The 11728-nt window shown below is 66.4% G+C and carries 10 protein-coding genes; 6 read left to right on the top strand and 4 right to left on the bottom strand.

Annotated features, from left to right (window positions below; translation table 11 throughout):
• Positions 1-9: 9 nt before the first annotated feature.
• On the bottom strand, positions 10-1950 hold the full coding sequence (gene htpG / locus H7J93_RS02700) for a molecular chaperone HtpG (RefSeq protein ID WP_267304752.1): 1941 nt from the start codon (positions 1948-1950) through the stop codon (positions 10-12).
• A gap of 120 nt (positions 1951-2070) precedes the next feature.
• Between htpG and H7J93_RS02705 the strand changes: the two genes are divergently transcribed.
• Positions 2071-2823, top strand: a complete 753-nt coding sequence (locus tag H7J93_RS02705; RefSeq protein WP_267304753.1) for an alpha/beta hydrolase family protein — start codon at positions 2071-2073, stop codon at positions 2821-2823.
• An 11-nt stretch (positions 2824-2834) separates the two neighbouring features.
• On the opposite strand, the gene H7J93_RS02710 is transcribed toward H7J93_RS02705, so the two are convergent.
• Both H7J93_RS02710 and H7J93_RS02715 read right to left on the bottom strand, forming a co-directional pair.
• On the bottom strand, positions 2835-3689 hold the full coding sequence (locus H7J93_RS02710; protein ID WP_267304754.1) for an endonuclease/exonuclease/phosphatase family protein: 855 nt from the start codon (positions 3687-3689) through the stop codon (positions 2835-2837).
• Positions 3686-4657 carry an NADPH:quinone oxidoreductase family protein gene (locus H7J93_RS02715; protein WP_267304755.1) on the bottom strand — a complete coding sequence of 324 codons (972 nt, stop codon included), beginning with the start codon at positions 4655-4657 and terminating at the stop codon, positions 3686-3688. Before H7J93_RS02715 ends, H7J93_RS02710 begins: the two co-directional genes overlap by 4 nt.
• 109 nt (positions 4658-4766) lie before the next feature.
• On the opposite strand from H7J93_RS02715, the gene H7J93_RS02720 reads away from it, so the two are divergent.
• Complete coding sequence (locus tag H7J93_RS02720; protein ID WP_267304756.1) at positions 4767-5738, top strand: alpha/beta fold hydrolase; 972 nt, start codon at positions 4767-4769, stop codon at positions 5736-5738.
• A gap of 177 nt (positions 5739-5915) precedes the next feature.
• Here H7J93_RS02720 and H7J93_RS02725 read toward each other — a convergent pair whose 3' ends face one another.
• The gene (locus H7J93_RS02725; protein ID WP_267304757.1) at positions 5916-7271 is read right to left on the bottom strand and encodes a flavin monoamine oxidase family protein; all 1356 of its coding nucleotides are present in this window, start codon (positions 7269-7271) and stop codon (positions 5916-5918) included.
• Between the two features lie 19 nt (positions 7272-7290).
• Between H7J93_RS02725 and H7J93_RS02730 the strand changes: the two genes are divergently transcribed.
• Genes H7J93_RS02730 through H7J93_RS02745 form a run of 4 tightly spaced genes read left to right on the top strand, consistent with a single transcriptional unit; the run spans position 7291 to position 11710 of the window.
• Positions 7291-8280: a TIGR03617 family F420-dependent LLM class oxidoreductase gene (locus H7J93_RS02730; RefSeq protein ID WP_267304758.1), complete on the top strand. Its 990-nt coding sequence runs from the start codon at positions 7291-7293 to the stop codon at positions 8278-8280.
• A 40-nt stretch (positions 8281-8320) separates the two neighbouring features.
• Complete coding sequence (locus tag H7J93_RS02735) at positions 8321-9829, top strand: flavin-containing monooxygenase (RefSeq protein ID WP_267304759.1); 1509 nt, start codon at positions 8321-8323, stop codon at positions 9827-9829.
• 10 nt (positions 9830-9839) lie between these two features.
• Positions 9840-11327 (top strand): flavin-containing monooxygenase, encoded by a 1488-nt coding sequence (locus H7J93_RS02740; RefSeq protein ID WP_267304760.1) that lies wholly within the window; start codon positions 9840-9842, stop codon positions 11325-11327.
• Positions 11328-11332: 5 nt separating this feature from the next.
• Complete coding sequence (locus tag H7J93_RS02745; protein ID WP_267304761.1) at positions 11333-11710, top strand: DUF4345 family protein; 378 nt, start codon at positions 11333-11335, stop codon at positions 11708-11710.
• Positions 11711-11728: the final 18 nt, after the last annotated feature.

Raw genomic sequence — 11728 nt, forward strand, 5'->3', positions numbered from 1 at the left:
CGCGGCGTCTCACACGGTGCGAGCCAGCCGATCGGCGATCAGGCCAGCGAACTTCGCCGGATCCTCGGGGACGTCACCCTCAGCGAGAAGTGCTGTGCCGTACAACAGTTCGGCGGTCTCGGCGAGTTCGGCCATATGAGCATCGTCGCCACCGGCCTTGTGCGCTTGTTGCATGGCGGTGACGAGCGAGTGCTTCGGGTTGAGCTCCAGGATCCGCTTGCCAACAGGAACCGCCTGTCCTGAAGCACGATAGATGCGCGCCAATTGCGGTGTGATGCCGAAGGCGTCGGTGATGAGGCAGGCTGGAGACTCAGTCAGGCGGGTGGACAGCCGCACGACCTTGACGTGATCGCTCAGCGTCTCCTTCAACCACGCGAGCAAGTCGGCGAATTCCCGCTCCTGTTCCTCACGTTCAGCGGCGTGCGCTTCCTTGTCGGCCTCGGAGTCGAGGTCCACCTCACCCTTGGCCACCGACTGCAGAGGCTTCCCGTCGAACATGGGCACCGATCCCACCCAGATCTCGTCGATCGGATCGGTGAGCAACAGCACCTCATAACCCTTGGCCTTGAACGCCTCGAGATGCGGCGACTTCAGCAGTTTCTCGCGCGACTGCCCGGTGGCGTAGAAGATTTTGTCCTGTCCGTCCTTCATGCGCTCGACATATTCGGCCAGGGTGGTGAGCTCCTCGTCGCTGTGCGTGGACGCGAACGACGCGATGTTCAACAGCGTCTCCTGGTTCTCGAAGTCCGACATGAGGCCCTCTTTGAGAACCGTGCCGAACTGGGACCAGAACGTGCGGTAGTCCTCGGGCCGCTCCGATTGCAGGGTTTTGACCGTTGAAAGGACCTTCTTCGTCAGGCGGCGGCGGATCGCGGTGAGCTGCCTATCCTGCTGCAGGAGTTCCCGAGACACGTTGAGCGACATGTCCTGAGCGTCGACGACACCCTTGATGAAACGCAGGTACGGCGGCATGAGCTGATCGCAGTCGCCCATGACGAAGACGCGCTTGACATACAACTGCATCCCGGTCTTGGCGTCGCGGGTGAACAGGTCGAACGGCGCGTGCGACGGGATGAACAGCAGCGCCTGGTATTCGAAGGTGCCCTCCGCCTTCATCGCGATGACCTCCAGCGGGTCATCCCAGGCGTGCGCGATGTGCTTATAGAACTCCTTGTACTCGTCCTCGGAAACCTCGTCCTTGGACTTCGCCCACAGTGCCTTCATCGAGTTGAGGGTCTGCGTCTCGACGGTGACGACCTCCTCGCCACCCTCCTCGGTGGCCGGGGTGCGTCGCTCGACCTGCATGCGGATGGGCCAGGCGATGAAGTCGGAGTACTTCTTCACCAGCTCCCGCAGTTTCGCCTCGGATGTGTAGTCGTGCAGCTCGTCCTCGGCGTCCGCGGGCTTGAGGTGCAACGTGACGGACGTGCCCTGGGGTGCGTCGTCGACGGTTTCGATCGTGTACGTGGCCTCGCCGGTCGACACCCATCGGGTCGCACCGCTGTCGCCGGCCTTGCGGGTCAGCAGGTCGACCTGGTCGGCCACCATGAACGTCGAGTAGAAGCCGACACCGAACTGGCCGATCAGCTCCTCCGAGGCCTCGGCCTTCTTGGCTTCGCGCAGCTGCTGCCGCAGCTCGGCGGTGCCTGACTTGGCGAGGGTGCCGATCAGGTCGACGACCTCCTCGCGCGACATCCCGATCCCGTTGTCGCGCGCGGTGAGGGTCCGCGCCTCCTTGTCGACCTCGAGCTCAATGTGCAGATCGGAGATGTCGACGTCCAGGTCCTTGTTCCGCAGGGCCTCGAGCCGCAGCTTGTCCAGCGCATCGGAGGCGTTCGAAATCAGTTCCCGGAGAAACGAATCCTTATGGGAGTAGACCGAGTGGATCATCAGGTTCAGCAGCTGGCGCGCTTCCGCCTGGAACTCCAACTGTTCGACATGTGCAGTCATGTGATTCCTTCGACAACACCTTCACTTGAAGCTGACGTAAAAGATGGTACCGAGCGCGCCGGCACCGCTTGGGCACCGTTCTCGGCCGCTGCATGCGGGCGGGATGACAGGATGACGCGCGTGGCTGAGCGCGTCAGATTTCCCAGCACCACGGGTCCTACCCTGGCAGGACTCGTTGATCTGCCCGAAGGCGAGCTGCGCGGATGGGCCGTTTTCGCCCACGGCTTCACCCTCGGCAAGGACAGCCCTGCCGCCGCCCGGATCTGCAAGCAGCTGGCCGCCGAGGGCATCGGCGTACTGCGTTTCGACAACCTCGGCCTCGGGGATTCCGAGGGCGACTGGGGCGACGGGTCGTTCTCGCACAAGGTCGCCGACACCGTCCGTGCCGTCGAGTTCATGAACGATTCGGGCCGCGAGGTGCGACTGCTCGTCGGCCACTCGTTCGGGGGGTCGGCCGTCATCGCCGCCGCCCACGAATGCCCGGGCGTGGCCGCAGTCGCCAGCATCGGCGCGCCGTACCAACCCGCCCACGTCGAGCACACCTTCGACGCGCTGTGCCAGCGGATCGAGGCGGAAGGGGAGGCGCCGTTTCTGATCGGCGGCAAGGCGTTGACGCTCAAGCGGCATTTCATCGAGGACGTCCGCACCGCCGATCTCCGCGAGCGGATTCGCACGCTGCACCGGGCGCTTCTCGTGATGCACTCACCCACGGACAACACCGTCGGTATCGCCAACGCGAGCGAGATCTTCCGTGCCGCGCGCCATCCCCGCAGCTTCATCTCGCTCGAAGGGGCAGATCACCTGCTCACCGGAAAGAACCAGGCGGCGCGGGCGGCCAGGATCATCAGCGCCTGGGCCGACCCCTACCTGTGATTTGTGTGCGTTCAGGAGCGCTCACCGCTCGCGATTGCACACAAATCCAGATGGCATGCGACGCCGAAGTGATCCGACGGGAACACGCGTGGCAGGTCGGCCGCGATCGGCCGTGTGCCCAGTAGCTCGATAGTCGCTGCGCGCCAACGCGTTCCCTTGACCACCACACGGTCGAAACGCACCTGCCGCTTCTTGCTCTTGGCGTCCAACCGCATGAGGTTGATCGAGGTGTCCTCGGTGTAGCCCGGATCGCCCGGTCGCAGGACGGGCCAGACGTCGCAGAACGGTGCGGCGATCCGCCCGTTCTCGGCGTCGCGCATATTGAAATCGCCTAAAACCACGGCATCCTCGGCTTTCCTCAGCGCGCGGAAGATCCTCCGCAGCTGCCAGGCGCGCATCCGCGCCGACGACTTCCCGCTGTCGAGATGGACACCGCAGACGACGGGCCGTGTGGTGCGCAGGGCAAGCTCCGCTTCGAGGAATCCGCGCGACTGCCGGGTCGGCAAACGGGTGTAGCTGGCCGCGGCGATCGGCACCCGGGACAACATCAGCATCCCGTAGTTACCGGTTTCGCCGCCGACCACCGCCGCGCTCCGGTACTCGTTTCGCACCCACGGCAGACCGGCGAACATGTCCAGCGCAGGCGGCGTGACCTCCTGCAGCACAATCACATCCGGCCTGAGCTCGTCCAGCAGCTCGGCGATCGCACGGTAACGCCGTTCGGCGTGAAAATCCTCGTACCAGATGTTGAACGTCGCGACGGTCAGTCCGTCACGGTCGACGGCAGCTTCAGGCCCGTTGTCCACCCAGCGACCCGCCTCGAACCGGCGGACCGCGACGCTGCGGCGCCGACGAAGCAGCTTCACCGCAAGGTGACGACGACTTTGCCCTTGGCGCTGCGGTCTTCGAGCGATGCGATCGCATCGGCCGCGCGCTCGAGCGGATAGATCTCCGGGGTGGGCGCGGACACCTTGCCCGATGCCAGCAGCGGCTCAAGCTCCGCCCACTGCTCGAGCAGATACCCCGGATGAGTACCGGCCCATGCACCCCATCCGACACCCACCGCGTCGATGTTGTTGAGCAGCAACCGGTTCACCTTCACCTCGGGGATCGACCCGCCGGTGAACCCGATCACGAGCAGACGGCCGCCCGGCGCCAGCGACCGCAGCGAATCGGTGAACCGGTCCCCGCCGACGGGGTCCACGACGATGTCGACACCGCGCCCTCCGGTCAGCTCCTTCACCGCGTCCTTGAAGCCGTCGGCGAGCACCACATCGGAGGCGCCTGCCGCCTTGGCGATGGCGATCTTGTCCTCGGTGCTGACCACCGCGATCGTCCGCGACGCACCCCACGCCGGCGCCAGCCGCAGAGTCGATGTCCCGATGCCACCCGCCGCGCCGTGTACGAGCACGGTCTCACCCTCGGCGAGCCGCCCGCGGGTGCGCAGTGCGTGGTGCATCGTGAGGTCGTTGAAAAGCAGGCCCGCCCCGGCCTCGAACGACACCGAGTCGGGCAGCTTGAACACCCGCTCGGGATGCAGCGCAACGACTTCCGCCATCGCCCCGCACAGCATCGTCAGGCCGCACACCCGGTCGCCCGCCGAGACGTGCGCACCCTCGGGGGCGCTGCGCACGACACCCGCGATCTCCGCGCCAGGGATGTAAGGCATCTCCGGCTTGTACTGATAGAGGCCGCGTGACTGCAGAGCATCGGGGAACGCCACCCCGGCCGCGTGCACGTCGACCAGAACCAGACCGTCACCGGCCGGTTCGTCGATCTCGACAAGCTTGGCGGCTTGCGGTCCATCAAGGCTGGCAATCTGTATCGCGCGCATCGCGGCCCTTCCTTCGTCGACGCCACCATTTAACCCCTGCGCAAGATTTGACCAACCGCCCGGTAGGGTAGTTAGTCCGGCAATGTAGCCGAGCACGACGGGAGCACCCATGGCACGAGGTCAAGGAGGCCGGCGACCGGCAAGACGGTTCGCCCCAGCCGAGCAGTTGGGCCGGGGCCGCAGCGTCGGCGTCCGGTCCAAGGACGGCATCCGCCTGCACGCCGAGGTCTTCGGCCCCGAGGACGGTTACCCCGTCGTGCTGACCCACGGCATCACCTGCGCCCTTCGCGTGTGGGCCCACCAGATCACCGACCTCGCACAGGATCACCGCGTCATCGCCTTCGATCATCGCGGACACGGCCGCAGCGCCGTCCCGGCCCGGCGCAGCGGGTACAGCCTCGACCGCCTTGCCGACGACATCGACGCCGTACTCGAGGCGACGCTGGCGCCGGGGGAGCGCGCCGTCATCGCCGGCCACTCGATGGGCGGTATCGCGATCTCGTCCTGGGCGGAGCGCTATCCCGACCGAGTGGCGGAGCGCATCGACGCCGCCGCCCTGATCAACACCACGACCGGCGACCTGCTGCGCAACGTGCAGTTCCTCCCGGTGCCGCCACCGCTCACCGCCGCCAAGGTGCGCGCGGCGGGCACGCTGCTGAAAACCTTTGGCGCAGTGCCGCTCCTGCGGGTAGCCGACGTCCCAGGGCGCCGCTTCCTGTCGACGCTGGCGGTCGGCCGCGACGCCGATCCCGCCATCGTTGACTTCGTGTTCGAGCTGTTCAACGGAACGCCACCCGCGGGCCGCGGCGGATGGGCACGCGCGCTGGTCGACACGGTGGGCACCCACCAGCACATCGGATTGCAGAACCTCTCCGTGCCGACGATGGTGATCGGCAGCGACAAAGACCGGCTGCTGCCGATGGTGTCGTCGCGTCGAATCGCCAAGGAGGTTCCCAACCTCGCGCAGTTCGTTGAACTGTCCGGCGGTCACTGCGCCATCCTGGAATGCTCCGACGCCGTCAACAAGCATCTGCGGTGGCTGATCGACTCGGTGCGGGAAGAGCGCCGGGTCAGCTCCTAGTCGGGGCCACTGGCTGTCGGCCGTCCTTGGACATGCCGTTGTGCCAACCTCCTAGCGACACTGTCGCTCAACTACTACTGACGAGGCCAACTTCAGCGACTTAGTCGCTACGAGGTTGGCAGGGCGGGGTGTAGTCCCGGGCGTCCGGCGCAGGCTGACACGATCGGGCTGCCTTCCTCAGTCTGCCGACAACTGCCGATCCACCTCATCGGCCGCACGCTGTCCCGACCGGACGGCGCCGTCGAGGAACCCCGTCCACGTGTCGGCGGTTTCGGTTCCGGCCCAATGGATGCCGTCGACGGGTTTGCGCAACCACGGCCCGTACGTAGTCCACGAACCGGGTGGCACCGCTGCCGTCGGCCCGCCGGGCGCGAATTCCTCTGCGCTCCAGCAGTGGTCGAGGTAGTCGATCGGCTCGCGCGCGGCCTCGCCGAACAGCATCGCGAACCCCGCCAAGGCGCGTTTGCGCCGATCGGCAGGCGGCAGCGGGTCGAACGTCCGCGCATCGGTGAACCCCAGCAGGATCCCGGGGCCGTCATCGCTGGGGCTGACGTCGAACGTGATGAAGACCGGGCCTTCGTCGGAGAGCGCCTCACCCGAGCAGCCGTCGGCCCGCCAGAACGGCGTCTCGTAGGCGACATAGGCCTTGCTCAGATTGCCCTGGGGCCAGTGCGCGGCGAGCTTGCCGTACTCGGGCGGCAGCTCCGGCAGGAACGTGATGCCCGCGCGATGTTCCGGCGGGATGGCGACGATGACCGCCTTCGCGGCGACCGTCCCCTTGTCCGATGTCACGGTCAGCGTGCTGTCGGCGTGCCGTTCGATGCTGCGCACCACCGCCTCCAGCACCACACGTGGGGCCAACTCCTCGGCCATCCGCACCGCGATCTGCTGCGTGCCGCCGGGGAAGCGGTCCTGCTGGGCGCCGCCTTCGACGTCGAGCATGCGGCCGAGGCCGCCCGCGGCCTTCACGTAGCGCACCGCGTGCAGCATGGACACCGCGTCGGGCTCGCACCCCCACGTCACGCGGGCCATGATCGCCATCAGGTCCCGCGTACCTGCGCTGGCGTGCACATACCGCAGCCACTCGTCGAGCGTCTTGGAGTCGAGGATGTCGGCGATCGGCGATGTCCACGGCTCGTCCACCGGCACCCGCCGGCACACCCGCTCGAACCGCCACTGGATACGGGACACGTCGAGCAACTCGATGATGGACAGCCGCGGAATGGTGCTGCGGTAGGCCCGGACCTTGCCGCGCCAGCGGATGAGGTTCTTGCCGCGGCTGTGGGTCGGTACGGTCTCGCAGCCCAGTTCGGCAGCCAGTGCGACGACCGCGTCCTGGGTCGGGCCGACGAATGTGCCGCCCAGGTCCACCGGAACCCCCGCGATGGTCGCCGTCGACGAGCGGCCGCCGACGCGGTCGCGCCCTTCGAGGACCACCACGTCGCGGCCGCGTTTCACCAGCTCCCGTGCGGCGGCCAGGCCCGCGAACCCGGCTCCCACAACGACGACATCGGCACTCGGTGGGATGGTCACGTGACTAGGCTCTCATGCGATGAAGGTCATGACAGCGCTGTTCGGCCCCACGGACGCGATCGAGCGCGCACACGCACTGCGCGAGGCGGGCGCCGCCGGGGTGTTCACGTTCGAGGGTCCGCACGACGTCTTCACTCCGCTGGCGGTGGCGTCGACCGTCGGGGGCCTGGACCTGATGACCAACGTGGCAATCGCGTTCCCCCGCAACCCTGTTCAGCTGGCGCATCAGGCCAACGACATGCAGCTGCTGGCGCAGGGGCGCTTCACGCTGGGCCTCGGTACGCAGGTACGCGCGCAGATCGAGAAGCGCTACGGCGTGGATTTCGATCGGCCGGTCGCGCGGATGAAGGAGTTGGTCGCGGCACTGCGGGCCATCTTCGCCGCGTGGAACGACGGCGAGCGCCTCGACTTCCGCGGCGAGTACTACCGGCACACCCTGATGACGCCGACGTTCAACCCCGGGCCGAACCCGTTCGGTCCGCCGCCGATCTATCTCGGGGCGCTGGGTCCGCTGCTGACGCGCGCGACGGCCGAGGTCGCCGATGGCCTGCTGGTCATGCCGTTCGGGTCCAAACGTTTCCTGCACGAGGTCACCATGCCCAATGTCGGCAAGGGGCTGGCGTCAGCGGGGCGCGACGCCGCCGATTTCGCGATCGTCCCCGAGATCATCGTGTCGGTCGGTACCGAGGACGCCGACCACACCGCCGCGCGTCGGCTGTTGGCCTTCTACGGGTCGACTCCCGCCTACCGCCCCGTGCTCGAGGTGCACGGCTGGGGTGACCTGCAGCCCGAGCTGAATGCGCTGTCCAAGCAGGGGCGCTGGGAGGACATGGGCAGGCTCATCGACGACGACATGCTGCACACCATCGTCGCCTGCGGTAGCCCCGCCGAGGTCGCCGCGCACATCCGCGACCGGGTCGACGGCGTGGCCGAGCAAATCTGTCTGTACCAGCCCGGACCGATCTCGGTGGAGTCATTGGCGTCGATCGTGGACGCGCTCGGGTCCTGAGCCATATCGTGGTACCCAGCGGAACCAAAGGAGGTTGCGGATGGGCCAGGGTGCCGAGCGCCTGCAGGAAGAACAGCTGGCGAGCGACTACTTCGATGTGCTGATCATCGGTGCCGGGATCTCCGGGATCGGTGCTGCGTACCGCATCCACGAGAAGAACCCGCACATGAGCTACGCGCTTCTCGAGCGGCGGTCCCGCATCGGCGGCACCTGGGACTTAAACCGCTATCCGGGCATCCGGTCCGACAGCGACATCTTCACCCTCAGCTACCCCTTCGAACCGTGGACCCGGCCGGAGAACGTCGCCGACGGGGACGACATCCGCGAATACCTGACCCAGACTGCGCACAAGCACGGCATCGACGAGCACATCCGCTTCGACACCCGGGTCCTGTCCGCCGACTGGGACTCGACGACCGACACCTGGACGGTGAGCGCCGAACACGACGGCGAACCGACCACGTACCGCTGCCGCTTCCTGTTCTTCGGTACCGGTTACTACAACTACGACGAGCCGTACCGGCCCGAGTTCCCGGGCATCGAGCAGTTCTCCGGCCCGGTGATCCACCCGCAGCACTGGCCCGAGTCGCTCGACTACGCCGGCAAGAAGATCGTGGTGATCGGCAGCGGCGCGACCGCGGTCAGCATGATCCCCACGCTGACCGAGAAGGCCGGACACGTCACGATGCTGCAGCGCTCGCCGACGTACATGCTGTCGACGCCCCGCATCAATCCCGTGGTGCAGTTCCTGCGCAAGTTGTTCCCCAAGCGCGTCGGCTACGTCGCGGCCCGGATCTACAACACCTTCTTCACGGTGCTCGTCTATGCCTTTGCCCGGACGGCGCCGCGACTCGCCAGGGCCTACGTCCGCGCCTACGCGAAACGTCAACTGCCTAAGGGCTATCCGGTCGACGTTCACTTCAAGCCGCGCTACGACCCGTGGGATCAGCGGCTGTGCGCGATTCTGGACAACGATTTCTACGAGGTCATCGCCGCGGGCCGGCTGGATGTGGTGACCGACCAGATCGACCACATCGACGAGTACGGCGTCGTGCTGCGTTCGGGACAGCGCCTCGATGCCGACATCATCATCAGTGCCACCGGAATTCAGCTGCAGGCGCTCGGCGGTATCGCGTTGAGTATCGACGGTGCGGAGGTCAAGCCGCAGGACCGGTTCGTCTACAAGGAGCACATGCTCGAAGACGTCCCGAACGCTGCGTGGGCCGTCGGCTACATCAACGCGTCGTGGACGCTACGCGTCGACCTCACCGCGCGTTCGGTCGCGAAGCTGTTGGCGTACATGGACACCCATGGCTACACACATGCCTATCCCCACCTCGGTGACGAACCGATGCCGGAGAAGCCGGCGTGGAACATCAACGCGGGCTACGTGCAGCGCACCGGACACGTGCTGCCCAAATCCGGCACCCGCCGCCCGTGGAACGTGCGCCACAACTACGTGCTGGACGCCATCGATCACCGGTTCGACCGCATCGAGGAATCGATGGTGTTCGGCCGCGCGACTGTCGAGGCGGTCAAGTCGGCATAGGAGGTTCTTCGTGACTGAATACAGTGACGTGCTGATCATCGGCGCGGGCTTCTCCGGCATCGGGGCGGCCTACCGTATCCACGAGAAGAACCCCAATCTGTCCTACACCATCCTGGAGCGGCGTGAACGCCTCGGCGGCACATGGGATCTGTTTCAGTATCCCGGCATTCGGTCCGACAGCGACATCTTCACGCTGAGCTTTCCGTGGGAGCCGTGGACCCGCGAGGAGATGATCGCCGATGGCGCCGACATCTGGCAGTACATGGCGGACACGGCACGCAAACACGGCATCGACCAACACATTCAGTTCCGCACCCGGGTCGTCTCGGCCGACTGGGATTCGGCCACCGACACCTGGACCGTTGAGACCGAACAGGACGGCGAGCCCAGGACCTACCGCGGGCGGTTCCTGGTCTTCGCCAGCGGCTACTACAACTACGACGAGCCGTACACGCCGACGTTCCCCGGTATCGAGGACTTCTCCGGCGATGTGATCCATCCACAGCACTGGCCCGACGGCTTCGACCTCTCCGGCAAGCGGTTGGTGGTGATCGGCAGCGGTGCGACGGCCGTCAGCATGATCCCGTCGCTGGCTGAGAAGGCCGCGCACGTCACGATGCTGCAGCGCACGCCGTCGTACCTGTTCTCCGTCCAGAGAGTGCAGCCCGTCTTCAACGCCATCCGGAAGGTTCTGCCGCGCAGAGCGTCCCACTGGATCATTCGTTGGGTGATGTCGTTGTTCGGCTCGCTGCTCTGGCTGGTCTCCCGTCGCGCACCGGAGTTCAGCAAGCGGCTGCTGCGTGGTGTCGCCGAAAAGAACCTGCCCGAAAACTACGACATCGACACCCATTTCACGCCGCCGTACGACCCCTGGGACCAGCGGATGTGCTTCATCCTCGATGGCGACTTCTACAAGGCCATCGCTGCCGGCGATGTCGAAGTGGTGACCGACCACGTCGACCGTTTCGATGCCACAGGGATCGTGTTGAGGTCGGGCAAACACCTCGACGCCGACGTGATCGTCACCGCCACCGGAATCCAATTGCATGCGCTGGGCGGAGTCGCGATAAGCATCGACGGCGAGAAGGTGGACCCGCATGACCGGTTCGTATTCCGGCGTCATCTGCTCGAAGACGTGCCCAACGCGGCATGGTCGTTCGGGTATTCGAACGCGTCGTGGACGCTGGGCGCCGACATGACGGCGCGCAACGTGGCGGATCTGTTGGCCTACATGGATTCTCACGGTTACACGCACGCCTACCCGCATCTCGGGGACGTACACATGCCCGAACAGCCCGTGTTCAACCTGACGTCGGGTTACGTGCTGCGCGCCCAGAAGGTGCTGCCGAAGTCAGGGGAGCGCAGGCCGTGGGCGATGACGCACAACTATCTGCGGGATGCGCTCGGCAGTCGGTTCGACCGCATCGAGGACTCGATGGTGTTCGGTCGCGCCGCTACGGCGTCCGCACCGCAAGCCCAGTCTGAGGCAGTCGGCTAGCTACGGTGTCGATCGCGGTCATTGCGGTAATCGGCGTGTTCTTCGCGGGGATGGGTGCCTATGCGCTCGTCGCACCGGCCGCGATCCTCCGCCCATTCGGCATCACCCTCGGGGGAGCGGCGGCGCGTTCGGAGGTCCGCGGGGTCTACGGCGGGTTCGGCCTGGCGATCGCCGGTGTGCTGGCGTATGCGGCGGTCGTGGGTGGCGACGTAGGGAGGGGGATTCTCATCGCCGTCGGCGCCGCGCTGGCCGGGATGGCCTTCGGACGAGTCGTATCGGGGGTCGTCGAGGGCCGAGCTGGGCGAACGGCGTTCTACCCCAACTGGTTCTACTGCGTGGTCGAAGCCGTCGCCGCGGCCGCCCTCTTTGCGATTTCGGTGTAGTTGGTCGCGCCCTCCGCG

The sequence above is a fragment of the Mycobacterium barrassiae genome (assembly GCF_025822765.1).
Classification (GTDB): Bacteria; Actinomycetota; Actinomycetes; order Mycobacteriales; family Mycobacteriaceae; genus Mycobacterium; species Mycobacterium barrassiae.